Genomic DNA, 26,827 nt, shown 5'->3' with positions numbered 1-26,827 from the left:
GCCGGGCACAAAATGCTGGCGAACCGGCCGCCCGTTTGCCCTATGCTTCAAGTGATTGACATATCAGCTACAACCAAGGCGCTGCAAGGAAAATGGTGAAGGAAACAGGACGGGAAACAGGGCCGAAGAACGGGTTGAATCCCTCATGGATCGTGGTGGGGGCCGGCGTGAGCGTGGCCCTGCATGTGGGCAAGCTGCCGCCAGCCGTCGCCGCGCTGCAGCGCGAGCTGGGCATATCCCTGGTGCAGGCAGGATTCCTGCTCTCCACCGTGCAGGTGGCCGGTATGTTGCTGGGCCTGGCGGTCGGCCTGGGTGCGGACCGCTGGGGGCTGCGGCGCAGCATGCTGTGGGGGTTGGCATTGGTGGGGCTCTCCAGCATGCTGGGGGCTGCAGCAACGGGTTTTGGGGGATTGCTGGGATTGCGCGCGCTGGAAGGCCTGGGTTTTCTGCTGGTGGCCATGCCGGGGCCTGGGCTGATACGCCGCCACGTAGCGGCCCGCGAGCTCAGCGCGCGCATGGGATGGTGGGGGACCTACATGCCGCTTGGCAGCGCGCTGGGGCTGCTGCTCGGGCCCTGGGTGCTGCAGGCCGCGTCATGGCAGAGCTGGTGGTTGCTATTGGGCGCCGTTTCCCTGTGCGCGGCGCTGGCCGTCTGGCGCGGGGTGCCGGCCGATCCGCGGGCAGGGGGCGAGCCTGCGCATGCCGGGGCAGGCGTGGGGTGGCGTCCGCGCCTGGCACTGACGCTGCGCAGCCCCGGCCCCTGGCTGGTGGCTTTGAGCTTTGCCGTGTACTCGGGCCAGTGGATGGGCGTCATCGGCTTTCTGCCCACCATGTATGCGCAGGCCGGCATGGGCACCAGGCTGGCCGGCATGCTCACGGCGCTGGTGGCAGCGGCCAATATGGTGGGCAACATCGCCTCGGGCCGGCTGCTGCAGCGCGGCTGGCCGGTGCGGCGTTCGCTGCAGACGGGCTTTGTTCTCATGGGCCTGAGCGCGCTGCTGGCTTATGTGCAGTTCGATGGGCAGCCCCTGGCGCCGCTGTGGCTGCGCTTTACAGCCGTGATGGTGTTTTCGGCAGCCGGTGGCCTGATTCCCGGCACCTTGTTCACCTCGGCCGTGCATCTGGCGCCCAGCCAGAACACGGTATCCACCACGGTGGGCTTCATGCAGCAATGGTCCTGCGTGGGCCAGTTTGCCGGCCCGCCCGCCGTGGCGGCCGTGGCCACCCTCATGGGCGGCTGGCAGTGGACCTGGGCCGTTACGGGCCTGATGTGCGCGGCGGGCTGGCTGCTGGCCCTGGGCGTGCAGCGGATCTGGCTCATGCGCTCCGCACCTGCCCCCTGATTTCGAAGAGGTTTTGATCTGCCTCTGAAGACGGCCAGGCGGGTTTTCCCGGTTTGCGGTTAGGCTGGACGGGTTGTGAAACCGGGAGACTTCCATGCACAAACGCCAGTTTCTGATGACCGTCGCCGCATCGGGCGCCAGCCGCGCAGCCTTGCCGGTGTCGGCACTTCTGGGCGCCTGCGCCACCGGTGCCGGCAATGGCACAGCGGATGCCATCTACTTCGGCGGCCCGATCCTGACCATGAACGATGCGCAGCCCCAGGTCGAGGCCGTGGCCGTGGCGGGCGGCGTGATCCGGGCCGTGGGCAGGCGGGAGGCCGTCTTCGGACTGCGCGGCCCGGCGACGCGCATGGTGGACCTGCAGGGACGGACGCTGATTCCGGGTTTCGTGGATCCGCACAGCCACCTGGGCGGTGTGGGCCTGCAGGCCATTTCGGCCAATCTGCTGCCGCCGCCCGATGGCGACAATTCCTCCATCGCCGGGCTTCAGCAGACCTTTCGCCGCTACCTGCGGGAGTCGAAGGAGCCGGCGCAGCTGGGCATGGTGTTCGGTTTTGGCTACGACGACTCGCAGCTGGAGGAAAGGCGCCATCCCACGCGCGAGGATCTGGACCAGGTGTCGATGCAGCTGCCCGTGGTGGCCATCCATCAGTCGGGGCACTTCGGCGCCTTGAACTCGGTGGCGCTGGCGCGGGCGGGCATCACGGCCGGGACGCCGGACCCCGAAGGCGGCGTGATTCGGCGCCAGGCCGGCAGCCGCGAACCCGATGGCGTGCTGGAGGAGAATGCCTTTTTCCGGACCCTGGGCCGCCTCATGCCCCGGCTCACCACCGAGCAGGCGGTAGGCTGGCTGGAGCAGGCGCAGCAGCTATATCTGCAGTACGGCTACACCACGGTGCAGGACGGGCGGGCCGACCCGCAGGCCGTGGCCACGGCCATTGCCGCCGCGGAACGCGGCAGGCTGCTGGTGGATGTGGTGTCCTACCCGGACATCCTGCAGCTGGGCGAAGGCGCTTTCATGACCGGAGCGTACTATGGCCGCACATACAAGAACCGTTTGCGCATCGGCGGCGTCAAGCTCACGCTGGACGGCTCGCCCCAGGGCAAGACGGCCTGGCTGACCCAGCCGTATCGGGTGCCTCCGGCCGGGCAGCCGCCGGGCTACAAAGGCTATGGCGTGCTCAGCGATGCCCAGGCGCATGCGGCGGTGGCCAGGGCAGTGGAGCATGGCTGGCAGATCCTGGTGCATGCGAACGGGGATGCGGCCATCGACCAGTTCATCGGCGCAGTACGGGCCGCGGGGCCGCAAGTCAGGGCCCGGGACATGCGGCCGGTGCTCATCCATGGCCAGACGTTGCGGCGGGACCAGGTATCAATGCTCAAGGAACTGGGCATCTTCCCGTCGCTGTTTCCCATGCACACCTTCTACTGGGGCGACTGGCACCGCGATTCCGTGCTGGGCGATCCGCGCGCGCAGAACATCTCGCCCACGGGCTGGGTGCTGGAGGCGGGCCTGCGCTTCACCTCGCACCACGATGCACCGGTGGCGCTGCCGTCCTCCATTCGGGTTCTCGATGCCACGGTGAACCGCACCACCCGTTCGGGCAGGGTGCTGGGGCCCGAGCACCGGGTATCGCCCTGGACTGCGCTGCAGGCGCAGACCCTCTGGTCGGCCTACCAGCATTTCGAGGAAGACCGCAAGGGATCGATCGAGCCGGGCAAGCTGGCCGACCTCGTCGTTCTCTCGGACAACCCCATGACGGTGGAGCGCCACAAGCTGGCATCGATCCAGGTGCTGGAGACCATCAAGCAGGGGCGCAGCGTCTACCGCGCCAATGCTTGAGGTGCTCCCGATAGGGGAACGTCCGGCGCTTTTGCAGAATGCGCTGCAGCCCGTTTTGAGCTGAGGCTTACGCATCGCGCGAGCCGATCAGTGCACGCAGCGCGTTTTCAAGCAACTGGGCATTGTCCCGCGCCAGCGCCCATTCGGGTGCCAGGCCGCTCGAGCCCTCGGTGATTTCGGAGGGGCGTGGCGGCATGAAGGCCAGCGGGTCGTCGGCCTTGAGCGCCACGACGGTGTCCTGCTCGGCCAGATGGATGCAGCTGGCGACCAGCCAGCGGCAATAGCCGAGCAGCCCGGCCGGCGGCGGGGCCTGGGTATGGGAAAGGCCGCGGTTGAGGCTTTCGGCCAGCAGCAGGCAGGTGGCGTACAGGCGCACCGCATGGCGGTCGTAGCGGCGCGCGACAAAGGCCAGCCGGTCCGCATTGAGTCGGCCGCGCAGCGACCAGCGCCGGGAACTGTGGGCCTGGCCCACGGCTGCGCGCAGGGCCGCCAGCGATTCCTGTGCCAGCGAGAGCTGGCCCATGGCGGTTTCGGCTGCCGCCGGTTGGGCCTGTTCGCAGGCGTTCAGCGTCAGCTCCAGACCGTTGGCCAGCTGCTTGAGGAAGGTGGAGGCCGTGCGGCCCATGTCCTTGATGGGATCGGAGGTGAACAGCACCTGGCTGCACAGCAGTCCCACGCTGGCCCCGACCAGCACATCCAGCAGGCGCGCGCCGCCGGCCATGCCGGGGCCCATGACCAGCACCAGCACCACGGATACGCCGGCCTGGATGGGAACCACGGGCGCGGGCCCGATGGCGGCCCCGAGCAGGATGGACAGAAAGGTGGCCAGGCTGAGCAGCAACAGAGGATGCTGGGATGGCAGCTGCCAGACCAGATCGCCGATGACGATGCCCAGCGTGCAGCCGACCAGCAGATTGCGCGCCTGCTTGAGATGGCTGGGCAGGCCGGGCGCCAGGCAGATCACGGCCGTGACCACGGCAAACGCGGGCCGGGGATGGTTCCACAGGCGCTGGGCCAGTATCCACGACAGCGAACAGGCCAGCGCGGCGGCGACGGCATCGCGCATGGCCAGGCGAGCGCGCGAGGGCAGGGTGGTGCGGGCACGTCGCCACGCCAGCGAGATCGGGGAAGTCCAGCGCACGCAAGGTCTCCGGTGGGCAGGCAGGATTGCGTGCCCAGCATCGTATTACGGCTGGCGGGGCATGGCTGTAAGGCGGATCCGCCGATCTCACAGCCTGCGAAAACACAGGCGCACGGCGCATGGCCGGCCAGCGCCTGCACCTGTTTTCGCGGGCCAGCCCTTACCCGATCTCCTCGCGGTACTGGGGCGCCGCGCTGCGAAAGCCCCCTGTGACGATGCCCAGATAGCACAGTCCCAGCGTGCCCCAGACCAGGCCCGAGATCAGCGAGGTGGGTTCCACCTCGAGCCACATGGCTCCCACGCTGACAAAGCCCAGAACCGGCGTGACAACGTAGCGGAGCACATCGCGCAGCGTGCGCCAGCGGCCCTGGCGCCAGACGTATTCGGCCATCACCGAGAGATTCACGAAGCTGAAGGCCGTGAGCGCACCGAAGCTGATCAGCGCCACCACGTATTCCAGGCTCAGGAAACCGGCGGTCAGGGCCACGGCGCCCACCAGCAGGATGTTGTACGACGGCGTGAAGGATCTGGGACTGATATGGCCGAAGAAGCGCTTGTGGATCACGCCGTCGCGCCCCATCACATACATCAGGCGCGAGACGCCGGCATGGGCGGCAATGCCCGAGGCCATCACCGTCACGATGGCAAAGGCCAGCACCACGGACTGGAACAGCGCGCCGCCGACCAGGTAGAGGATTTCGGGCTGGGTTTCGTCCACGGCCTTGAAGTACTGCCGGGGATCGCCGGGAAAGTACAGCTGCAGGAAATAGGTGGCGGCGATGAAGATCAGCCCGGAGATCAGGGCCGTGAGGAAGATGGCCTTGGGCAGTGTGCTCTCGGTGTTGCGGGTTTCCTCGGCCAGCGAACTGAGCGAGTCGAAGCCGGTGAAGGAAAAGCACAGAATGGTTGCGCCCGTTATCAGGGCGCCGATGTCCGCCTGGCTGCTCCAGAACGGCGCAAGGCTCCACAGGCCGTGGCCGCCGCTTTCGGCAATGGCCCCCAGGGCGTTCTGGCCCGCCCGGAGCTGGTGCCAGACCATGAAGGTGAAGATGGCAATGACCAGCAGCTGGAAAAAGACGATGAGCCCGTTGAGATTGGCCACGAAGCGGATGCCGCGCAGGTTTACGCCCACCATCAGCGCCGTCAGCCCGACGATCCAGACCCAGTGGTTGACCTCGGGAAAGATGGCCGTGAGGTAGATTCTGGCCAGCAGAATGTTGACCATGGGCGAGAGCAGATAGTCCAGCAGCGAGGACCAGCCCACCATGAAGCCCACATTGGGGTGGATGGCCTTTTGCGCATAGGTGTAGGCCGAGCCCGAGGACGGATAGCGGCGGATCATGTGGCCGTAGCTCAGCGAGGTCAGCAGCACGGCCAGCAGCGCCACGAAGTAGGAGGTGGGCACATGCTGCAGCGAATCGCGCGAGACCATGCCGAAGGTGTCCAGCAGCGTCATGGGCTGGATATAGGCCAGGCCGATGATGACCACATGCCACAGCAGCAGCGTCTTTTGCAGGCGCACGGGAGAGGGGGCCGGACGAGCGTTCGCGGAGGCAGGCGCGCAGTCGGTCAATGCATTCATCCTTTGCAAGAACAAAGGCCGGACAAGCCGGCCTGAAACGAGAGATGCGTGGCGATGCCGGCCACGCAGCGTGCCACGGTGTCGTGAATCTTCCGAACCCGGATCCGCCTGGCAGAAGATGGCGATAGGTGCAGGGCCGCGGTCTGCAAATAGGCGCGCGGTGCCCGTCCTGCCGGCGAAAAACCCGCAATTATCGTGGCTGGCCCGGAATCGGGCTTGGCCTGCCGCAAATGCCTGCAGCTGCGACGGACTAAGCGGGCAAGAGCAGTCCGTCTTCGGTCAGCGGCCCTGGAGCAGGCCTTCGATCACCTGCCACTCCTCGGTGCTGACCGGCGTGATGGACAGGCGGTTGCCTTTTTGCAGCACGCGCATGTGGGCCAGTGCAGGCTGCTCGCGCAGCTCCGCGATCAGCAGCGGGCGCGTCTTGCGCAGCGCCTGTACATCCAGCGTCAGCCAGCGTGGCTTGTCGGGTGAGGATTTGGGATCGTAGTAGGGGTCGGCCGGGTCGAATTGCGAAGGGTCCACGCGCAGATTGCCTGCAATGCGCGCAATGCCGTAGATGCCCGGCTCGGCGCAGCTCGAATGCCAGTACAGCACGCCGTCGCCCACCTGCATGTCGTCGCGCATGAAATTGCGGGCCTGATAGTTGCGCACGCCGTTCCACGCAATGGTGGCATCGGGGGCGCTCAGCGCATGGTCTATCGAATATTCGTCGGGCTCGTTCTTCATGAGCCAGAAGCGGCGTGTGTCTTGGGAGGCAGGCATGGCGGAGATCATAGCCGTGCTTGCGTTGCGCCTTAAAGCGCCGGGTCGTCGGAGCGCTTGCGGCGGCCCCAGGGGCCGCGATCGGGCAGTTGCCAGTTGCGCGGCGGCCTGGCGCCTGGATCGGAAGGCGTGACGCGGTCGCGCAGATGTTCCCAGGTGTCGTCGAGGTCGGCGCTGCTGCGCTTGACGGTATGCGCGGCACGGCGCAGGCGGGCGGGAATGTCGAGCTCGGCATGCTCGACCACGCGGATGCAGTCCTGGATATGGCGCTCGCCCAGGTAGCGCAAGGTGGCATAGCCCAGGGCGGCGGCGGCCACCTGGCCTGCCAGCGGCACATAGCGCGCGGCCTGCCTGGTCGTCATGCGCATGCCGGCCACGCGCGCCAGGCGCATGACCACGTCGCGCGTGATGAACTTGCCGATCACCACCGAGCCGACCATGGCCACGGCCTTCTGCACCTGCTCGCGCTTGCCGGGGCTGAGTTCGTCGAGCTGCTCGGGGGTCAGGCCGAATTCCTTGTTGATGCGCGGCAGCAGGCGTGCGAGCAGCGCGGCATCGACCGCCCAGTCCAGCCCCGGAATGGGCAGAGAGCTGGCGGCCGCGCCGATCAGGGCGCGCTTCTTGAGCAGGCTGCGCGCGCGCTCGGCGGCCTGGGCGACATCCTGGCGGCCGCTATGTACCGAAGGGATGGGGGAAGTGGGTTCGGACTTGCGAGGCCACATAGAGATCCAGCGGGGAAATCAGGGGGAAAACGGTGCGACGGTGACGGCGCTGCAGGGCAAGGGGCGGGGCCGACGCACCGATCATGGACCAGTGCGCCGGAAAGAAGAAGTGCGGAATGCCTGCAATCAGGTTTTGCTGCGCACTGCGTTGTAGATCAGCAGCAATACCACGGCACCGATGACCGAGGCGATCCAGCCCGCGGACTCGCCGGCCTGGTACCAGTTGAGGGCGACACCGATGTAGGTGGCGACGAAGGAACCGGCGACCCCCAGCAGGATGGTCATGATCCAGCCCATGCTGTCATTGCCCGGCTTGATGGCGCGCGCGATCAGGCCCACGATGAGGCCGATGAAGAGTGTGCCTATGATGGACATGGCGGGTATTTCCTTCAGGAGTCAGTGCGATGAAACGACTCTAGGTTTGCCCCTTCCGGCCTCCTGTCGGACACCACGCTTTGTGCACGTGTATGCGGGCCTGATTCTTGCAGGGATCTTTCGGGCTGGCTTCCGGCAACCTAAAGTACGGCGTTTGCCAAAACAAAAAAGCCTGCGGCTGCAGGCTTTTTCGGGAAGGTGTCCGCTGCAGGTTTACTGCTGGGCAGAGGCCGCCATGCTCAATGCGGCAGTGGCCGTGTCCGCGCCTTCGGCGCCTTCCACACGGCGGGCTCCGTCGAAGCGGCGGGCCCAGTAGGCAGTCTGCATGCTTTCCACGCGCACGCTGGCGCCGGTGCGGGGAGCGTGGATGAACTTGCCTTCGCCCACGTAGATGCCCACATGGCTGAAGGCGCGGCGCATGGTGTTGAAGAACACCAGATCGCCGGGCTTGAGCTCGTTGCGGTCGATGTGCTGGGCGACCTGGGCCTGTTCCTCGGCACGGCGGGGCAGCATCTTGCCCACGGTTTGCGAGTAGATGGCGCGCACGAAGCCGCTGCAGTCGAAGCCGGTCTCGGCATTGTTGCCGCCAAAGCGGTAGGGCACCCCGAGGAAGCCCATGGCCGTGACGACCAGATCCGAGGTTTTCTCGGCCACGTTCTGGCGGGCTTCGCGGACAAAGTCGGAAGTCCGCTCGGCAACGGCGTGGCGCGCTTCGCGCAGCTGGGTGATAAGGCCGCGGTTGACCAGCAACTGGGCAGAGTCGTCGTCACGAGGCTCGCCGGGTGCGGCGTGGGCGGTGACGCTGACGAACAATAGAGCAATGAGCCATCGAGACATGGGGCGAGAGGGTAGCAGGTTTTTTTGTAGGACAGGGCTGATAAATCCCCCGAACCCTGCAGGTTTTTGGTTTCTCGGCAAATACGGGGCTGAACCAAGTCCCGCAAGCGACAGCAGCTAGCAAAAACAAAGTTGTAGTCGGCCGAACATGTGGGCCCGGCTCCTACAGCGCAGGCGCTCCAAAAGGGCGCGCCGCGCAGGCGTCCGTGGCGGGCGACAGCTGCGACAATAGGCGATTGCTGCCGGGCTGTCGCGCCCGGCCTGTCCACAGATCCATGGAATTGCAGAGGCCGGCTGCCGGCCTTCGCAAGCCCTACCTCCCGAAAGAATCAGCCATGCTATTGGAAGCATCCGAGTCGCAACTCGTCCTGGTGGACTACCAGGACAAGCTCATGCCCGTGATCCACGAAGGCCCGCTGGCCCTGGGCAATGCCATCAAGCTCGCCAAGATGGCCCAGTTGCTGGAAGTGCCCGTGTGGGGCACGGAGCAGAATCCCTCGCGCCTGGGTGCCAACAACGCCGAACTCAAGGCCCTGTGCCGCAAGACGCTCGAGAAGATGTACTTCAGTGCCGTGCCCGAAGGACTGGGCGAATGGCTGCGCCCACCGGCCAAGCCCCAGGGCGGCAATGCACGCAGCCTGCCCAAGCATCTGCAAAAGCCCCAGCAGCAGGCACCCGAGCGCAACATGGTGGTGATTGCGGGCTGCGAGACCCATGTCTGCCTGCTGCAGACGGCGCTGGAGCTGCTGGAGGACGAGTTCGACGTGTGGGTGGTGACGGATGCCTGCGGCTCGCGCACAGAGCGCAACCGCGACGCGGCCTTCGACCGCCTGGCCGGGGCCGGCGCCGAACTGGTGACCACCGAGATGGTGCTGTTCGAGTGGCTGCGCAGCTGCGAGCATCCGGATTTCAAGGACATGCTGACGCTGATCAAATGAAGGCATGGCCCATGTATGGCCTGCGGGGCCGACACGGGCCGATCAGCAAACAGAAAGCACCTTCGGGTGCTTTTTTTGTATCTTGTGTTCCTGTGCGGACGGGCCGGGAGCCAAGCCGGCAGGGGCGGCTGTCAGTTTTCGGCAAGTCTGTGATGAATAATTATGAATGCAGAAGGCTTTCCGCCAAGCATGGAGAGCCAAGGAGACAAGCGATGAGCACGCGTTTTGAAGAGTTCTACCGCCGGTCCATCGAGGACCGCGAGGGTTTCTGGGCCGAGCAGGCCCAACTGATCGAGTGGCACCGGCCGCCGCAGCAGATCTGCGATTACGGCCATCCGCCGTTTGCCCGATGGTTTGCCGGCGGGCTGACCAATCTGTGCCACAACGCGGTGGACCGGCATCTGGCCGCACGCGCCGGCCAGAACGCGCTGATTGCCATCTCCACCGAAACCGGCGCCGAAAAGGCCTACAGCTACCAGGAGTTGCATGCCGAGGTCAACCGCATGGCGGCGGTGCTGAAGGCGCTGGGTGTGCAAAAGGGCGACCGCGTGCAGATCTACATGCCCATGATTGCCGAGGCGGCCTTTGCCATGCTGGCCTGTGCACGCCTGGGCGCCATCCATTCGGTGGTGTTCGGCGGCTTTGCCTCGGGAGCGCTGGCCTCGCGCATCGACGATGCGCAGCCCAAGGTCATCGTGAGCGCCGATGCGGGCTCGCGCGGCGGCCGCGTGGTGGCCTACAAGCCTTTGCTGGACGAAGCGCTGCAACTGTCCGCACACCGGCCCGCGGCCGTGCTGATCGTGGACCGGGGCCTGGCGCCGGCGCCCATGCGCGCGGGGCGCGACCACGACTGGGCCTCCCTGCGCGCGCTGCACATGGATGCGCAGGTGCCTTGCGAATGGGTGGATGCGACGCACCCCAGCTACACGCTCTACACCAGCGGCACCACGGGCCGTCCCAAGGGCGTTCAGCGCGACACGGGCGGCTATACCGTGGCGCTGGCGGCCAGCATGAAGCACATCTTCGCTGCCCAGCCGGGCCAGACCTTCTTTTGCACCAGCGACATCGGCTGGGTCGTGGGCCACAGCTACATCATCTATGCGCCGCTGATCAACGGCATGGCCACGGTGCTCTACGAAGGCCTGCCGGTGCGGCCCGATGCCGGCACCTGGTGGGGAATCGTCGAGAAATACCGGGTCACGCACATGTTCTCGGCACCCACGGCGATACGCGTGCTCAAGAAGCACGACGCAGCGCATCTGCACCGCCACGACCTGTCCAGCCTCAAGGCGCTGTGGCTGGCCGGAGAGCCGCTGGACGAGCCCACGGCCGCCTGGATCAGCGATGCCATCGGCAAGCCCATCATCGACAACTACTGGCAGACGGAGACCGGCTGGCCCATCCTGACGCTGTGCAACGGCGTGGAAAAGCAGGACACCCGCTTCGGCAGCCCCGGCAAGGCCGTGTACGGCTACAACGTCAAGCTGATCGACGACGCCACGGGCCAGGAGTTGACGCAGGCGAACCAGAAAGGCGTGCTCGCCATCGAGGGGCCGCTGCCGCCGGGCTGCATGCAGACTGTCTGGCGCGACGACGAGCGCTTCGTCAACACCTACTGGAAGAGCATTCCGGGCCGGCTGATCTACAGCACTTTCGACTGGGGCATACGCGACGAGGATGGCTATTACTTCATCCTGGGCCGCACCGACGACGTGATCAACGTGGCCGGCCACCGCCTGGGCACGCGCGAGATCGAGGAAAGCATCGCCGCCCATGCACAGATCGCTGAAGTGGCCGTGGTCGGCGTGGCCGACAGCCTCAAGGGCCAGGTGGCACTGGCCTTTGCCGTGGTGCGCGATGCGGCGCTGACGGACGACGCGCCGGCGCGCCAGGCGCTGGAGGCCGAGATCATGAAGCTGGTCGATTCGCGGCTGGGCGCGGTGGCGCGGCCCTCGCGCGTGCTGTTCGTCGCCGCCTTGCCCAAGACGCGCAGCGGCAAGCTGCTGCGACGTGCCCTGCAGGCGGTGGCCGAAGGGCGCGATCCCGGCGACCTGAGCACCATGGAAGATCCGGCCGCGCTGGCCCAGGTGCAGCAGCAGCTGTAAATATCGGGTGCCTCGCCGGGCGCCGCGAATCCAGGGCCCGCGGCTGTGAAGCGCGGGCCTTGTTGTTTGCAGCCTAAAATCGGCCGATTACATTGCGCGGGCCAGTGCCTTGCGCCATGGGATTGAAACGCTACGAGAAAGACCCGCCGTGCAAGTTGCATCCTCCATCTTCAAAGCCTATGACATCCGCGGCATCGTGCCGGCTACCCTGACCGAAGAGGTCGCCAGGGGCATAGGCCGCGCGTTCGGCATGGCGGCCCTGGCCGAGGGCGAGACCACGGTGGCCGTGGGCCGCGACGGCCGCATCTCGGGCCCGGCGCTGTCCTCGGCGCTGATGCAGGGCCTGACCGACGTGGGCGTGCAGGTGATCGACATCGGCATGGCAACCACGCCCATGCTGTACTTTGCAGCCTCCACGCTGTGCAGGAGCGGCATCCAGGTCACGGGCAGCCACAACCCCAAGGACTACAACGGCTTCAAGATGGTGCTGGCCGGCCGCGCCATCCATGGCGAAGAAATTCAGGCGCTGCGCCAGCGCATGGAGCGTGACGACTGGACCATCACGGGCAGCGGCCGGATTCGCCAGGCCGATGTGCTGGCCGACTACACGGCACGCATCCTGGGCGATGTGAAAATCTCTCGCCCCATGAAGGTCGTCGTGGACTGCGGCAACGGCGTGGCCGGCGCCTCGGCACCGGCCATTTTCCGCCAGCTCGGCTGCGAGGTGATCGAGCTGTTTTCCGAAGTCGACGGCGATTTTCCCAACCACCACCCCGACCCCAGCAAGCCCGAGAACCTGCGCGATGTGATCAAGACGCTGCAGACCACCGATGCCGAACTGGGCCTGGCCTTCGATGGCGACGGCGATCGCCTGGGCATCGTGACCAAGGACGGCCAGACGATTTTCCCCGACCGCCAGATGATGCTGTTTGCCCGCGATGTGCTGTCGCGCGTGCCCGGCGCGCCGATTCTGTTCGACGTGAAGTGCACGCAGCGCCTGGCGCCGGCCATCGAAGCTGCGGGCGGCCAGCCCGTGATGTACAAGACCGGACACTCGCTGGTGAAGGCCCGCATGAAGGAGCTTGATGCGCCCCTGGGTGGCGAGATGAGCGGCCATATCTTCTTCAAGGAGCGCTGGTACGGCTTCGACGACGGTACCTACGCCGGTTGCCGCCTGCTGGAAATCCTGAGCCGCGACGCCGATCCCAGCGCCGTGCTCAATGCGCTGCCCACCAGCCATTCCACGCCGGAACTCAATGTGGGCTGCGCCGAGGGCGAGCCGCACCGCCTGGCGGCCGAACTGCAGGCCCTGGCGGCCAGCGAATTTGCAGCGCCGGCCCAGGTCAGCACCATCGATGGCCTGCGCGTGGACTGGCCCGACGGCTTCGGCCTGATCCGCGCCAGCAACACCACGCCGGTGCTGGTGCTGCGCTTCGAGGGCCACAGCGAAACCGCGCTGCAGCGTATCGAGGAACGCATGCTGGCGCTGCTCAAGCGCGTCAAGCCCGATGCGCAGGTGGGCGGCGCTGCCCATTGACGCGTTCGATCTTCCGGCCTTCGGTATGCCCAGGGCGTTCCTGACTCCGGCGCGCTGCGCCTACAGTGCTCTGGTCTGGCTGGCCCAGCCCCTGCTGCGCCGCAAGCTGCGCCGCCGCGCCGTGGCCGAGCCCGGCTATGGTGTGGCGGTGCCCGAGCGATTCGGCCGCTACGCGCCGGCCGATCTGGGACGGGACGGGCGCGGGCAATGGGTGTGGATCCATTCGGTGTCCCTGGGCGAGACGCGTGCGGCCGCCATTCTGGTCAGGGCCTTGCGCGAGCGCCTGCCCGGCATGCGGTTGCTGCTCACCCACAGCACGGCCACGGGCCGCGAAGAGGGCGCCCGGCTGCTGGCCGAGGGAGACATCCAGGTCTGGCTGCCCTGGGATACGCTGGACGCCACGCGGCGTTTCATTGAACAGTTCCGTCCCGCCGTGGGCGTGCTCATGGAAACCGAGGTCTGGCCCAATCTGATCGCGGCCTGCGCCGATGCCGGCGTGCCGCTGGCGCTGGCCAACGCGCGGCTCAATGCCAAATCCGAAGCCGGGGCCCTGCGCATGGCGCCGATTGCCCGGCCCGCCTATGGCGCGCTGGCCGCCGTCTGGGCCCAGTCCGAGGAGGATGCTCAGCGCCTGCACAATGTGGGGGCGAAGGTGGATGCGGTGCTGGGCAACCTCAAGTTCGATGTGCTGCCCGACGCGGCCCAGCTGTCGCTCGCGGCCGGCTGGCGCCTGCATCTCACGAAACCTGTGGTGGTGCTGGCCAGCAGTCGCGAGGGCGAGGAGGCGCTGCTGCTGGCGCAGCTGAAGCAACTGGGGGCTGCAGCGCAGGCGGTGCAATGGCTGATCGTGCCCCGCCATCCGCAGCGCTTCGATGCCGTGGCGCAGCTGATCACCGACGCGGGCTTCGGCCTGTCGCGGCGCAGCCGGTGGGAAGGCGAGCCGCCCGGGCAACAGGGCGCCGTCTGGCTCGGTGATTCGCTGGGCGAGATGCCTTTGTATTACCGCCTGGCGGCCGTGGCCTTGATGGGGGGCAGCTTCGAGCCGCTGGGCGGGCAGAACCTGATCGAATCCCTGGCCTGCGGCACGCCCGTGGTGCTGGGGCCGCATACCTTCAATTTCAGCCAGGCTTCCGAGATGGCGGTACAGGCCGGCGCCGCCGTGCGCAGCGCCGATATGGCGGTCGGCGTACAGGATGCACTGGCCCTGGTGCAGGCGCCGGGGAAGCTGGGTGACGCCGAGGCATGCGCACGCGACTTCATGCACCGCCATCGCGGGGCCGCGGCAGCCACGGCCCGGGCCATCGAGCAGCTGATGCGCTCGAATGCTCCCATATCAGGAGCTGCTAGCGCCCGATCTGCCTGATATTCGGATTGAAATATCCATGAAAAAGCCGCCAGGCAAGCGCTGGCGGCTTTTGTTTTGATAGTGCACTCAGCGTTTGGCCGACCTGGCTGGCAGCTTGGGCGCGGCGGCGCCGGAGACAGCAGCCGGCGCGCTGCCCGGCGCGGGGGCAATGGCCGGAGCGATGGTCAGCGCATCGATGCCGCGCAGGTCGTCGTCGCCGAGCACGCCCGCGGCCTGGCGCAGCTTGAGCTGGCCCAGCAGCACCTGGTAGCGTGCATTGGCCAGATCGCGTTCGGTCTGGTAGACCTGACTCTGGGCATTGAGCACATCGATATTGATGCGCACCCCCACGTCGTAGCCCACCTGGTTGGCTTCCAGCGCGCTTTCGCTCGAGGCCAGCGCGGCTTCCAGGGCTCTGACCTGGGCCTGGCCCGACTGCACGCCCAGAAAGGCCGTGCGCGTGGCCTGCTCCACATTGCGGCGTGCGTCATCGAGCTGGGCGCGGGCCTTTTCTTCGAGGGCCACGGTTTCCTTGATGCGGTTCTGCACTGCAAAGCCGGCGAACAGCGGCATGTTCATGACCACGCCGATGCTGGCCGCATTCGTGCGATAGCCCAGCGGAATCGCGGGCGTCATGCTGCCGTCCGGATAACGGTTGACCTGGTAGCCGGCCTGCAGGTCCACCGTGGGCTTGTGGCCGGCCTCGGCCTTCTGGATATCGAGCCTGGCGATGTCCAGGGCCAGCTGGGCCTGGCGGATCTGGGGCTGGTTGCCCAGGGCCGTATCCACCCAGGCCTGCATGTCGGCGGGCTGCAGCGGCGGCAGGGTCACGGGCCTGGCCATGGGCGTGGGCTGCACGCCGGCGCGGCCCACCAGCTGGTCCAGTGCCACGCGCTTGACCTGCAGGTCGTTCTCGGCCGCAATTTCCTGTGCCGTGACCAGGTCGAAGCGGGCCTGGGCTTCGCGCGAATCGGTGATCGTGGCCGTGCCCACCTCGAAATTGCGTTTGGCCGATTCCAGCTGCTGGGTGATGGCCTTTTTCTGGGCCCGGGCCACGTTCAGCGAATCCTGCGCGGCCAGCACATCGAAATAGGCCTGGGCCACGCGCACGATCAGGCCCTGGGCCGCGCTGTCGAGCTGGGCACGCGCCACATCCATGCCGCGCTGGCCCTGCTCGTAGGCGATCTTGTTGGCCGGGCGGTACAGGGGCTGCTGGGCGCTGAGCTGCAGGTTCTGCTGGTTGGTGTTCATGCTGCCCGGCACCTGCATGGTGGGCGGCAGCGCGCCCGAGACATGCACGTCCACATGCGTGCGGGTGGCGCCGGCCTGCAGGCCCACGCTGGGCAGCAGGCCCGACAGTGCCTGGTCGGCGCGGCTGGTGGCGGCGCGGGCATCGGCCTGCTGCGCCTGCCATTGCGGATCGAAGCCGCGGGCCTGGGCCACCAGTTCCGACAGCGTCTGCGCGCCGGCGGCCGCGCTGAGCAGCCAGGCGGCCATGCCCGCAGCCCTGGCGGCCCATGCAGGGGCCGTGGCCGCCGCCTTCCTGCCGGACCTGGGCCGCCGCGCTGGTTGCGGCGTGCCGAGGGCATCGAGGTCTTGAGGAAGAGGGCTTGGCCGGGGCTGTGTCATAAGGTGGTATGGGGGCAGGTCTCGGTCAACAGGTGAAGGTGTCAGTAGCGTGGCACGCCGGCATCGCGCTCGCGGGACCAGGCATCGATGCCGCCCGTGATGTTGGCGACGTTCTCGAAGCCGTTGTTGAGGAGGTAGACGGCCACGTTCATGCTGCGGGCGCCATGATGGCACAGGCAGGCGATCGGCTGGTCCGGGTCCAGCTCCTGCAGGCGCGAGGGAATCTCGCCCATGGGAATGCAGCGCAGCTCGAACCGGTCGGCCTGGCCGTCGCCGCGCACATGGGCCTGGGCGACTTCCCAGGGCTCGCGCACGTCGAGCAGCACGGGGCGGGACGGCCCGGTGCCGTGGGCGGCCAGCCAGTCGTCGAATTGGGAGGGGGAGACCTGTGGCAGCATGTGCAATTTCCTGTAGCGGCTGGCGGCCGGGCCGTCGGGAACGGCTGCCAGCTGCTGGTGAGAGAGGGCAGAGGGCGGCTGCCTGCCCTGCCGAAGAATCCGCCTGTTACCGGGCCTGCGCGGCGGGCCGGTGCGGCTGCGGCGGCTTAGAACGAGAAGCGCGAAGGCTCTTCGAAGTTTTCCAGGCGCGAGGCCAGGGTGTCCCAGGGCTGGCGCACCTGGACCTGGTGGCCCTTTTTCTCCGCCACGGTGAAGCGCATCACCGGCAACTGGCCGACGATGGCGCCCAGGCGGCCGCCGTCCCTGAGCAGATCGACCAGGGCATCCGGCACCTTGGCCACGGAGCCGCTGAGCACGATGACATCGAACTGGCCCAGGGCCGCAGCGGCGCTGGCACCGTCGGCCAGCTGCACTTCCGCATTCTTGACGCCGGCGCCCAGCAGATTCTCGCGGGCCATTTCGGCCAGCTCGGGCACGATTTCCAGCGTCACCACTTCCTTGGCGCGGGCGGCCAGCAGCGCGGCCATGTAGCCGGAGCCGGAGCCGATCTCGAGCACGCGGTCGCCGGGCTTGACGGCCAGGTCCTGCAGCATGCGCGCCTCGATGCGGGGCGCCAGCATGTGCCAGCCCTTGGCGGCGGCTTCCTCGGGCGAGCCCAGCAGCGGGATCTCGATGTCCATGTAGGCCATGTTCACGTACTCGGGCGGCACGAAGTCTTCACGGCGCACCTGGCCCAGCAGTTCCAGCACCTCCTCGTCCAGCACGTTCCAGGGGCGGATTTGCTGTTCGATCATGTTGAAGCGGGCCTGCGCGTGCACATCGCGCGGGTCGACTTGGCTGTTCATAGGCAGAGCCATGGGGGAAATCTCCGGAGAAAGACTTATCAGGACAAACCAGGGATTCTACGAGCCTCCGGGGCCTTGTGGATGAGTGGGCGGTTTTTTGTTGCCGGGCCGCGGCCCAGGCAAAAAGCCGCCCCCTCGCGGGCTGCAAAGACACGGAATGACAGGGCCTGGGCTATTGCTTGTCGGCGTACAGGCGCCGCCTGCACCAGGCCGCCAGGTCGTCCAGGTAGCAATAGACCACCGGCACGACCACCAGCGTCAGCAGCGAGGAGGTGATCACGCCGCCGATCACGGCCTGGCCCATGGGGGCGCGCTGCTCCGAACCTTCGGTCACGGCAAAGGCCAGCGGCACCATGCCGAAGATCATGGCCAGCGTGGTCATCAGGATCGGGCGCAGGCGCACGCGGGCGGCCAGCAGCAGGGCTTCGGCGCGCGGCAGGCCGGGCACGATGGCGCCCGTAGCGGGATCGGCGTGGGGCTCGCGTGCGCGGATCGCGAAGTCCACCAGCAAGATGGCATTCTTGGTCACCAGGCCCATGAGCATGACCACGCCGATGATGGAGAACATGGACAGGGCCGAGCCGAACATCAGCAGGGCCAGCACCACGCCGATCAGCGTCAGCGGCAGCGAGGTCATCAGGGCCAGCGGCTGCAGAAAGCTCTTGAACTGGCTGGCCAGGATCATGTAGATGAAGATGACGGCCAGCGCCAGGGCCGAGACCGCATAGCCGAAGGATTCGGCCATGTTCTTGGCCGCGCCGCTGAACTGGTAGCGGTAGCCGGGCGGCAGCGGCAGGTCGGCCAGCGCCTGGCGGATGTCGGCCGTGACCTCGCCGGCCGAGCGCATGTAGACATTGGCATTGAGCGCGACTTCGCGGTTGAGGTCGCGGCGGTTGATCTGCGTCGGCCCGCTGCCCTCCACCACGCTGGCCACCTGGTTGAGCCGCACGATGCGCGTGCCGCCATCCGTTGCGGCCAGGGCGAACGGCAGCCGTTCCAGGTCCTGCGGCGTGCTGCGCGACTCGGGCGGCAGGCGCACGTTCACGTCATAGGTCTGGTCGTCGCTGGCGCGCCAGTTGCCCACGGTCTGGCCGGCCACCCAGGTGCGCAGGGCGCTGCCCATGCTGCCCACGCTCAGGCCCAGGTCGGCTGCGGCATCCCGGTGCACCGCGATCTGGATCAGCGGCTTGTCGGGCTTGAGGCTGGAGTCCAGGTCCACCAGGCCGGCAATGGGGCGTATGCGGCGCTGCACTTCGGCGCTCAGGCGGCCCAGCTCCTCCAGGTCCGGGCCCAGCAGCGAGAATTCGATCTGCTTCTGACCGCCCACGGGCTCGCGCAGGCCCACATGCGTGACCTCGATGCCGGCGATGCCGCGCAGCTTCTCGCGCAGCTCGGCCGAGATCGCATCCACATTGCGGCTGCGCTGGCTGCGGTCGTTCAGGCGCACATAGATGCTGGCGTAGTTCTTGCCCTGGGCCGTGCCGGTGTTGATCGTGGTCAGCGTGTAGCGCACCTCGGGCAGGGCGCGGATGACGGCATTGGCCTGGCGGGCCTTGGCCTCGGTGGCCTCGATGGAAGTGCCGGCCGGCGTGTTGAAGCTGACCGTGGTCTCGGAAAAATCGGCCTTGGGCACGAATTCCGTGCCCAGCAGCGGCACCAGGGCCAGGCTGGTGATGAAGATCAGCACCGCGGCGATCAGCGTCGACAGCCTGTGCGCAAGCGACCACCGCAGCAGCGACTGGTAGAGCTCCGAGAGCCGGTCCGTGCTGCGCTCCACCCAGGCCGTGAGGCGGCCCAGCGTGCGGCCGTAGAGGCTGGTGTCGCCATGCTCGCCATGCGCATGGATGGCCGGGTCATACCAGACGCTGGATAGCATCGGGTCCAGCGTGAAGCTCACGAACATGGAAATGAGCACCGCTGCCACGATGGTGATGCCGAACTCGTGGAAGAACTTGCCGATGATGCCGCCCATGAAGCCTATGGGCAGGAACACGGCCACGATGGACAGCGTGGTGGCCAGAACGGCCAGGCCGATCTCCTGCGTGCCGTCCATGGCGGCCGCGTAGGGCGGTTTGCCCATCTGCACATGGCGCACGATGTTCTCGCGCACCACGATGGCGTCGTCGATCAGCAGGCCCACGCACAGCGACAGCGCCATCAGCGTCACCATGTTGATCGAAAAGCCGAACACGTACATGAACAGGAAGGTGCCGATCAGCGCAATGGGCAGCGTCAGCCCCGTGATCACCGTGGAGCGCCAGGAGTTCAGGAACAGGAACACGATGAGCACTGTCAGCACGGCGCCTTCGATCAGGGTCTGGCGCACGTTCTCCACCCCCACGCGGATGGAGCGCGAGTTGTCGGCAATGGCCTGCAGGTGCACGCCGGGCGGCAGCTCGGCCCCCAGGGCCGCGATGGCGGCATTGAGCGCGTCGACCACGTCGATGGTGTTTTCGTCCTGGGCCTTTTGCACCGACAGCAGCAGCGTGCGTTCGCCGTTGTACAGGGCCAGCGACTCCAGCTCCTGGGCGCTGTCCTGCACGCGCGCCAGCTGGCCCACGCGCACGGGGGCACCGTTGCGTTGGGCCACGATGATGCTGCCGAAGGCCTCGGGATTCTGGATGCGGGCATCGATCTGCACCACGCGCTCCTGGGCCAGGGAGCGTATGGCGCCTATGGGCAGCTCCTGGTTCTCGGCGCGTATGGCATTGGCCACCTGCTCGGGCGTGATGGCATAGGCCTCCAGCGCCTGCGGCTGCAGGTAGATGTTGATCTCGCGCCGCGTGGCGCCCACCAGATTGACGGCGCCCACGCCGCGCACGTTCTCCAGGCGCTTCTTGAGCACCTGGTCGGCCCAGCTCGTAAGGCCGATAGGGTCCAGAGACGCCTGGCCGGGCTGCGCATCCGCCAGCACCGCCACCGACCATACGGCCGTGCTGGCCGGGTCGAAGCGCATCACGCGCGGCTCCTTGACCTCGTCGCGCAGGTTGGGGCGCACGGCGGCCACCTTCTCGCGCACGTCGTCGGCGGCGCGGCGGCCGTCCACCTGCAGCTGGAACTCGATGATGACGACGCTGGAGCCCTCGTAGCTGCGCGAGGTCAGCGCATTGATGCCGGCGATCGAGTTCACGCTTTCCTCGATCTTCTTGGTGACTTCGCTCTCGACGATCTCGGGCGAAGCGCCGGGGTAGGCCACCGAGACCACGACCACGGGAAACTCGATGTTCGGAAACTGGTCGACCTTGAGCCGCTGGTAGGAAAAGACGCCCAGCACCACGAAGGCCAGCATCAGCATGGTGGCCAGCACGGGGTTCCTGAGGCTGATGCGCGTGAACCACATGGTCAGCGGCCTCCAGGGGAAGAGCCGGAAGGCGCCGGGGCTGCAGCCTCGTCCACGATCACGGCCGTGCCTTCGCGCAGGCCGCCGGCGCTGCCGCCCAGCACCAGGCTGCCGGCTGCAAGGCCTGAGGTGATCTGCACCCAGGTGGTGCCGTCCAGCGAAGTCTGCCGGCCCAGTTGCACAAAGCGGTGGGCCACGCGCTGGAACGCGGCGCTGCCCGGTTCATTGCCGGGTTTGCCTTCCGCCGTGTCCGGCTGCAGCACCTGCACATAGGGCCGGGGCCTGTCAGTGCGCACGGCGGTCAGCGGCAGGGCCAACTGCTCGGCCTGGCCGGTTACGATGAATCCTTGCAGAAAAAGCCCGGGACGCATATCTGCCAAGAGCAGGCTGCTACTGTTTTTGCTGCCTTCGGCAGGGGTGGGCGGCAACATGCTCAGATAGGCGGTCACGGTGCGCGAGCCAGCCTGGGCGCTGGGGTTGATGCGCGCCACCCTGGCCTGGACCGGGGCCAGATCGGCCGCGGCGCCCGGCACCTGCAGCTGTGCCATCTGGCCCACTCGGACCTGCACGGAATCGGCGGGCGCGAGCTGGACCACGATTTCCAGCTGGCTCGGGTCCACGATCTCCACGATGCGCGCCTCCACGCCCACGCGTTCGCCAGTCTGTACAAAGCGCTGGGCGACCTGGCCGTTCATGGGGCTGGTGATCGCCGTATCGCGCACGCTTTTGCGGGCGCCATCGGCCGCCGCCTGGGCCGCGGCCAGATTGGCCTGCGCGGCATCGAGGTTGGCGCGCGAGGTCGCCAGTGCCGTATCGGAGATGAAGCCCTTCTTCACCAAGGCCTGGTTGTTGTCATGCTGGCGTTGGGCGATGGCCAGCTGCGCGCGTGCCGCATCGGCCTGCTGCTGGGCCTGGCGCCAGCGGGCATCGACCTCGGTGGCGTCGATGCGGGCCAGCAACTGGCCTTTCTTCACGGCATCGCCCTCGCGTACCGTCAGTCCGCGCAGTTCACCGGCCACATAGGCCTTGACCACGGCGGAGTGGACGGCCTGGACCACGCCGCTGGCAGGTACGGTCAGCGCCATGGCGCGCGGCTGGGCGGCGATCACTTCCTGGCCGGAAACATGGATGGGCAGTTCCCGGGATTGCGTGGCCTCGGTCGTCGCGCGTTGCTTTTTCTGATAGTTGCCGGCAACGCGGATGCCGAGGGCCGCGAGCAGGGCAACCGTCAACAAACCGATGAGCCAGCGGCCGTAGCGCTTCATGAAATGGGGTTCCTTGGGGACTGGATGGGGAAGGCCTGCCTTGTCCCGGCTTTCCCGGGAAAGCCTGTTTCGGGCAAAACCCCGCCATCCTAGCGGGGGCGGCTGCGGCGGTCACGCGGGTCGGCCCCCGGACTGCGGCAAATCTGCATCGCGGCGTAAGCCATGGCCTTTGCACGCTGCGGCCGGCAGATCGTTGCAGATGCGCTAACCTCACGGGATGCCCGGAAAAGGTGTCCGGGTGGGGGATGACGATGGCCATTGAGACGATTTATCTGGGCGGAGGGTGCTTCTGGTGCACCGAGGCCGTGTTCGACCGCGTGCGCGGTGTGACGGATGTGGAAAGCGGCTATGCCAACGGCCATCTGGAGCATCCGAGCTACGAGGCCGTGTGCACCGGCGCCACCGGCCATGCCGAGGTGATCCGTGTGCAGTTCGATCCGGCCGTGATCGGCCTCAGGGATCTGCTGCTGATCTTCTTCGGCACGCACGATCCGACCACCCTGAACCGCCAGGGCAACGACGTGGGCACGCAATACCGCAGCGGCATTTACACCACCACGCCCGGGCAGGCAGAGATTGCCCGCGGCCTGATTGCCGAGCTGCAGGCCGCCAAGGCCTACGATGCGCCCATCGTGACCGAGGTGCAGCCGCTGCAAAGCTACTGGCCGGCCGAGGACTACCACCAGAACTATTTCCTCCAGCATCCGCAGCAGGGCTACTGCGCCTTTGTGGTCGGCCCGAAGGTGCAGAAATTCCGCCATGCCTTCGGCAAATGGCAAAAGGACTGAGCCCGCGGGCTTGGGCGGTGGATCGAGCACCGGCAGCTGTCGGCAATCGGCTTACACTACGGGTCCCTACCAGCGCAGCTTCGCCGCTTGGAACTGCGCTTTGCATAGTCCCGTCCCTTGAAACCGCCTTTCTTTTCCCAAGCCCGCGCTGCGGCGGCTGACCGGCCGCCTGGGGCATTGCGCGTGCATGCTGGAGGAGGGCACGCACGACTGGACCGCTATGGGCTGATGCTGTGGCTGCTGCTGGCCCTGGTGCTTGGCCCGTTGCTGGGGCAGATGCACCGCGTGGTGCATGCCACGGGTCTGCATGCGGTACAGGCCGGTACCGCCGGCCTGGCGACTGCGGACGGCTGCAAGGCCGCTTCGGCGGATGCCGGTGCCGCAGGCTGTGTACCGCACTCCTGGGTCCATGCTCTGTTCGGCGGCCACGGTCCGGCAGAGTGCCAGCTGCTGGACCAGCTCAACCACAGCTATGCGGGCCCGCCGACGGTGGCCTGCTTCGAACCCGTCGCTCCCGAAAGTGCGCTGCCGCTGCCGCATGCACAGGCGGCGCCGGACCATCTACCTGCCGCGTTCTTCGACGCGCGCGCTCCTCCCGCCCTTCGCCTGCGCAAGATATAGCCGCCTGCCGCTCCAGAGCGGTTGCACGCTGCATGCCTGTCCTTGCCGACAGCACATGGCCGTGCCATCCGCTGCCCATGCCGAGCTTTCCGCAGGCAACAGGGCCGGCGCGCTTTTCTTGCAACTTCACATTTCGTAGCTGGCTGTGCTTGTTTTACGGGCTCTGCAGCCGGTTTAGCTTGATATCCGCACAGGCCTGATCGCTGGATTGCCGCGATTGGAAGGCGTGTGCCTTGTGGAGTCTGCAATGCAGTCACCTGTTCGTTTCTTTCCTGTTTTCTCTTCTCCTTGCGAGGCTTTCTCTCTGCAGGCTGCCGCGCAGCGCAATACCCGCAACCTGCCCCCGGCCGCGCTGCGCCCCGTCGTGCTGGCCGGCCTTGGCCTGTGCGCGCTGATCTGCGCCTCGCCGGCCATGGCTCAGTCCGCCGCTGAGGCCCCCGCCGCTCCAGCCGCGACCCAGGCGGGCACCGGCGATGGCGCCACCCTGGGCGAGGTCACGGTGTCCGCCACCGGCATGGCTGCATCGGACATGGCCACGCCGGTGCAGGTGCTCGACGCCGACGCGCTGCTCAAGCGCCAGGCCGCGACGCTCGGCGAGACGCTGGCGGCCGAGCCCGGCATCAATGCCAGCCATTTCGGCGCCGGCGCAAGCCGACCCATCATCCGCGGCATGGACGGCGCGCGCGTGTCCATCCTGAGCGACGGCTCGGACCTGCAGGACGCCTCCACCGTCAGCCCCGACCACGCGGTGACCAGCGAGCCCATGCTGGCCCGACAAATGGAAGTGTTGCGCGGCCCCTCCGCCCTGCTGTACAGCGCGGGCGCCATGGGCGGCGTGGTCAATGTGCTGGACAACAAGATTCCCACCGCCGTGCCTGCCAACGGCATCGAAGGCTCGGCCCAGCTGCAGGGCAGCACGGCCGATGGCCAGGCGGCGGGCGCGTTCTCGCTGACCGGCGCCACGCCTGCGAAAAGCGGTGCCGGCACCCTGGTGCTGCATGCCGAAGGCGTGGCACGCAACGCCGGCGACTACCGCGTGGGCAGCGGCTGGAGCCAGGGCGGCAAGGTGGCCGGCAGCTTCAACCGCACCGATACGGGCAGCCTGGGCCTTTCCTGGGTCACGGATAAAGGCTACCTGGGCCTGGCCTACACGCGCCAGGCGGCGAACTATGGCCTGCCGGGCCACAACCACAGTTTTGAAGGATGCCATGCGCATGACGACCATCTGCACTGCGGCGCCCACGACGGTGGCGACGGGCACGACCATGCTGCAGGGGGCGGCGACGCCGGCGGCGTGCCCGTTGTGAAGCTGCTCAGCGAACGCTGGGATCTGCGTGGCGAATGGCGTCAGCCCACCGCAGGGATCGCGGCCGTGCGCCTGCGCGGCGGTTTCACCGACTACCACCACGACGAGGTGGAGGATGGCCAGGTGGCCACCAGCTTCAAGAACCGCGCGCACGATCTGCGCATGGAAGTGGAGCACGAACCCATTGCAGGCTGGCGTGGCACGCTGGGTCTGCAGACCATGCAGCGGCGCTTCAGCGCCCAGGGCGAGGAAGCCTATATCCAGCCTACGGACACGCGCCGCGACAGCCTGTACCTGCTGGAGGAATACCGCTGGCAGGACTGGAGCCTGCAGGCCGCGCTGCGCCATGACCGCCAGAGCATCGAGGCCCAGGCCAGCGACGAAAAGCGCAGCCACCGGGCCACGTCCCTGTCGCTGGGCACGGTGTGGAAATTCATGCCGGGCTACAGCGCCACGGCGTCCTATACCAACGGCAGCCGCATGCCCACGGCCGAGGAACTGTTCGCCAACGGCCTGCACATGGCCACCTCCACCTACGAGCGCGGCAATGCCGATCTCAAGCGCGAGCGTTCCCAGGCGCTGGATCTGAGCGTAGGCAAGAACGCAGGCGACACGACCTGGAAGCTCAGTGCCTACCACTACCGCATCAAGGACTACATTTACGGCACCACGCTGGATGAGCTCGATGGCCTGCAACTGCTGCAATACACCCAGGGCGATGCGCGCTTCACGGGCTGGGAAGCCCAGTTGCGCCAACGCCTGTCCAGCCAGTGGGCCGTGACGGTGTTCGGGGACGGCGTGCGTGCGCGGCTGGACAACGGTTCGCCGCTGCCGCGCATTCCGGCCCAGCGCTGGGGCCTGCGGGTGGACGGTCGCATCCAGGGCTGGGACACCATGGCCGAGTGGGTGCAGGTGCTCAGGCAGAACCGCACGGCTGCCTATGAGAGCGAAACCCCTGCCTATGGCGTGCTCAACCTTGGCGCGAGCTACCGCTGGAAGTCCGGCGCCAATACCTGGCAGGTCTATGTGAAGGGCCAGAACCTGACCAACAGGCTGGCCTACGCCGCCACGTCGTTCATCAAGATGCAGGCGCCGCTGATGGGCCGCAACCTGACGGCCGGTGTGAAGGTGGACTTCTAAAGCCGGAGCCCCCGGGCTGGGGCGTTGATCTGCATGCTACAGATAGTGTTGCAGGTGGCGCAGGGCCCGTGTGCTTTCCACGCCGATCTGTGCAATGACTTCGAGCTCGGGGCGTCCGGCGCGCAGCCATTGCACGATGGCGGTATTGCGCAGTACCTGCGGGCCTACGCGCTGCAGCGGCGCCTTCTGGGCATCCTCGGGCTGGGCCTGGTGCGCGCGCTGGATGATCTGCGAAGCCACATGGAACAGCATGCGCACCGACAAAGGCCCGCCGCGGCGCGAATAGAACACCAGTGCATCTGCTTCCACGACGCCCGGGCCGCGCTGGGCGCTGCTGAAGCGGCGCCAGTCGGCCAGGGCGCCGGCAGTGTTTTCGGGCAGCGGCAGCATGCGCTGCTGGGCGGCCCGGGCGCCGTCTATGCGCAATGCCGCAGGCCGTTCCCGTCCCGATGCAGGAGACCAGGGCTGCTGGTCGGCATCGAGCAGGTCGCGCCACAGCAACGCTCGCACTTCCTCGGGCGCCAGCGCCAGTTCATACAGCAGCAGCACAATGGCCCGGTCGCGCGCATTCTGGTAGCCATCGGCGGGAGGAAAGTGGCGCGGCAGACTTTGCCAGAGCAGGGGAGGCAGGCAATGCCCCTTGCCGTCTTCGGCGGGTGGGCGATCATCCGGTTCCAGGCCGGAAGCCGGATTGGCCGTGATCCAGCCATGCGCAAGCGCATGTTCGTAGACGCGCTCCAGCAGGCGCCAATAGCGCCTGCGCGTCACGTCGCTGATCTGCCTGTCTGGCTGATGATGGGCCTGTTGACCAGCGCGCATCTGGAGAAAACGCTGCACATCGACGGCCGTTGCCTCATGCCAGGCCTTGCTATTCCTTGTGGAAGAAGCGGTTGGACGAGGAGTTTTCGGCCTTGCGGTGAGGGTGGGGCCCATGCCCTGACGCTTGCCTGGATGGCGGGCGG

The 26,827-nt window shown here is 67.3% G+C and carries 21 protein-coding genes; 9 read left to right on the top strand and 12 right to left on the bottom strand.

The genetic code is table 11. The features are described from left to right. Window positions 1-92: 92 nt before the first annotated feature. Both Cte04_RS13290 and Cte04_RS13285 read left to right on the top strand, forming a co-directional pair. Window positions 93-1,343, top strand: coding sequence for an MFS transporter (locus Cte04_RS13290; RefSeq protein WP_066478308.1), 1,251 nt, complete (start codon window positions 93-95; stop codon window positions 1,341-1,343). 94 nt (window positions 1,344-1,437) lie between these two features. Next, a complete protein-coding gene (locus Cte04_RS13285) occupies window positions 1,438-3,186 on the top strand; it encodes an amidohydrolase (protein ID WP_066478304.1) in 1,749 nt (582 codons plus the stop codon). A 67-nt stretch (window positions 3,187-3,253) separates the two neighbouring features. On the opposite strand, the gene Cte04_RS13280 is transcribed toward Cte04_RS13285, so the two are convergent. The 6 genes from Cte04_RS13280 to Cte04_RS13255 all read right to left on the bottom strand — a co-directional run bounded on the left by Cte04_RS13280 (window position 3,254) and on the right by Cte04_RS13255 (window position 8,608). Then, window positions 3,254-4,327 carry an FUSC family protein gene (locus Cte04_RS13280; protein ID WP_245633370.1) on the bottom strand — a complete coding sequence of 358 codons (1,074 nt, stop codon included), beginning with the start codon at window positions 4,325-4,327 and terminating at the stop codon, window positions 3,254-3,256. A 160-nt stretch (window positions 4,328-4,487) separates the two neighbouring features. Then, entirely contained in the window at window positions 4,488-5,909 is a 1,422-nt protein-coding gene (locus tag Cte04_RS13275; RefSeq protein WP_083526658.1) for an APC family permease, read from the bottom strand. Window positions 5,910-6,188: 279 nt separating this feature from the next. Then, window positions 6,189-6,674 (bottom strand): EVE domain-containing protein, encoded by a 486-nt coding sequence (locus Cte04_RS13270; protein WP_066478776.1) that lies wholly within the window; start codon window positions 6,672-6,674, stop codon window positions 6,189-6,191. Between the two features lie 32 nt (window positions 6,675-6,706). Continuing rightward, window positions 6,707-7,396 carry a hypothetical protein gene (locus Cte04_RS13265; RefSeq protein ID WP_066478294.1) on the bottom strand — a complete coding sequence of 230 codons (690 nt, stop codon included), beginning with the start codon at window positions 7,394-7,396 and terminating at the stop codon, window positions 6,707-6,709. A gap of 126 nt (window positions 7,397-7,522) precedes the next feature. Further along, the gene (locus Cte04_RS13260; protein ID WP_066478291.1) at window positions 7,523-7,771 is read right to left on the bottom strand and encodes a GlsB/YeaQ/YmgE family stress response membrane protein; all 249 of its coding nucleotides are present in this window, start codon (window positions 7,769-7,771) and stop codon (window positions 7,523-7,525) included. Between the two features lie 213 nt (window positions 7,772-7,984). Continuing rightward, on the bottom strand, window positions 7,985-8,608 hold the full coding sequence (locus Cte04_RS13255; protein ID WP_066478289.1) for a C40 family peptidase: 624 nt from the start codon (window positions 8,606-8,608) through the stop codon (window positions 7,985-7,987). Between the two features lie 335 nt (window positions 8,609-8,943). On the opposite strand from Cte04_RS13255, the gene Cte04_RS13250 reads away from it, so the two are divergent. From Cte04_RS13250 to Cte04_RS13235, 4 genes are all read left to right on the top strand, one after another. After that, entirely contained in the window at window positions 8,944-9,546 is a 603-nt protein-coding gene (locus Cte04_RS13250) for an isochorismatase family protein (RefSeq protein ID WP_066478286.1), read from the top strand. 212 nt (window positions 9,547-9,758) lie between these two features. Next, window positions 9,759-11,651: a propionate--CoA ligase gene (locus Cte04_RS13245; RefSeq protein ID WP_066478283.1), complete on the top strand. Its 1,893-nt coding sequence runs from the start codon at window positions 9,759-9,761 to the stop codon at window positions 11,649-11,651. Window positions 11,652-11,799: 148 nt separating this feature from the next. Beyond that, complete coding sequence (locus tag Cte04_RS13240) at window positions 11,800-13,188, top strand: phosphomannomutase/phosphoglucomutase (protein ID WP_066478282.1); 1,389 nt, start codon at window positions 11,800-11,802, stop codon at window positions 13,186-13,188. Window positions 13,189-13,213: 25 nt separating this feature from the next. Beyond that, window positions 13,214-14,551, top strand: coding sequence for a 3-deoxy-D-manno-octulosonic acid transferase (locus Cte04_RS13235; protein ID WP_066478772.1), 1,338 nt, complete (start codon window positions 13,214-13,216; stop codon window positions 14,549-14,551). Between the two features lie 69 nt (window positions 14,552-14,620). Here the strand turns inward: Cte04_RS13235 and Cte04_RS13230 are convergent, their stop codons facing one another. The 5 genes from Cte04_RS13230 to Cte04_RS13210 all read right to left on the bottom strand — a co-directional run bounded on the left by Cte04_RS13230 (window position 14,621) and on the right by Cte04_RS13210 (window position 22,010). Further along, window positions 14,621-16,030 carry a TolC family outer membrane protein gene (locus tag Cte04_RS13230; protein ID WP_066478281.1) on the bottom strand — a complete coding sequence of 470 codons (1,410 nt, stop codon included), beginning with the start codon at window positions 16,028-16,030 and terminating at the stop codon, window positions 14,621-14,623. 173 nt (window positions 16,031-16,203) lie between these two features. Continuing rightward, a complete protein-coding gene (locus tag Cte04_RS13225) occupies window positions 16,204-16,560 on the bottom strand; it encodes a rhodanese-like domain-containing protein (RefSeq protein ID WP_066478274.1) in 357 nt (118 codons plus the stop codon). Between the two features lie 146 nt (window positions 16,561-16,706). Beyond that, window positions 16,707-17,417 carry a protein-L-isoaspartate O-methyltransferase family protein gene (locus Cte04_RS13220; RefSeq protein ID WP_066478270.1) on the bottom strand — a complete coding sequence of 237 codons (711 nt, stop codon included), beginning with the start codon at window positions 17,415-17,417 and terminating at the stop codon, window positions 16,707-16,709. Window positions 17,418-17,577: 160 nt separating this feature from the next. After that, a complete protein-coding gene (locus Cte04_RS13215; RefSeq protein ID WP_066478268.1) occupies window positions 17,578-20,745 on the bottom strand; it encodes an efflux RND transporter permease subunit in 3,168 nt (1,055 codons plus the stop codon). A gap of 2 nt (window positions 20,746-20,747) precedes the next feature. After that, entirely contained in the window at window positions 20,748-22,010 is a 1,263-nt protein-coding gene (locus Cte04_RS13210; RefSeq protein WP_066478264.1) for an efflux RND transporter periplasmic adaptor subunit, read from the bottom strand. A gap of 251 nt (window positions 22,011-22,261) precedes the next feature. On the opposite strand from Cte04_RS13210, the gene msrA reads away from it, so the two are divergent. The 3 genes from msrA (at window position 22,262) to Cte04_RS13195 (ending at window position 25,865) form a co-directional block, all read left to right on the top strand. After that, window positions 22,262-22,798: a peptide-methionine (S)-S-oxide reductase MsrA gene (gene msrA / locus Cte04_RS13205; protein WP_066478765.1), complete on the top strand. Its 537-nt coding sequence runs from the start codon at window positions 22,262-22,264 to the stop codon at window positions 22,796-22,798. A 183-nt stretch (window positions 22,799-22,981) separates the two neighbouring features. Then, complete coding sequence (locus Cte04_RS13200; protein ID WP_157081994.1) at window positions 22,982-23,419, top strand: hypothetical protein; 438 nt, start codon at window positions 22,982-22,984, stop codon at window positions 23,417-23,419. Between the two features lie 247 nt (window positions 23,420-23,666). Then, window positions 23,667-25,865 carry a TonB-dependent receptor domain-containing protein gene (locus Cte04_RS13195; RefSeq protein WP_083526656.1) on the top strand — a complete coding sequence of 733 codons (2,199 nt, stop codon included), beginning with the start codon at window positions 23,667-23,669 and terminating at the stop codon, window positions 25,863-25,865. Window positions 25,866-25,901: 36 nt separating this feature from the next. Here the strand turns inward: Cte04_RS13195 and Cte04_RS13190 are convergent, their stop codons facing one another. Next, window positions 25,902-26,684 carry a tyrosine-type recombinase/integrase gene (locus tag Cte04_RS13190; protein ID WP_245633369.1) on the bottom strand — a complete coding sequence of 261 codons (783 nt, stop codon included), beginning with the start codon at window positions 26,682-26,684 and terminating at the stop codon, window positions 25,902-25,904. Window positions 26,685-26,827 lie beyond the last annotated feature (143 nt).

Origin of the sequence: Comamonas terrae (assembly GCF_001544075.1) — a bacterium.
Taxonomy (GTDB): Bacteria; Pseudomonadota; Gammaproteobacteria; order Burkholderiales; family Burkholderiaceae_C; genus Comamonas; species Comamonas terrae.
Note: the sequence above shows the minus strand (reverse complement) of the source record. Positions and strands in the feature narration are given on the sequence as shown.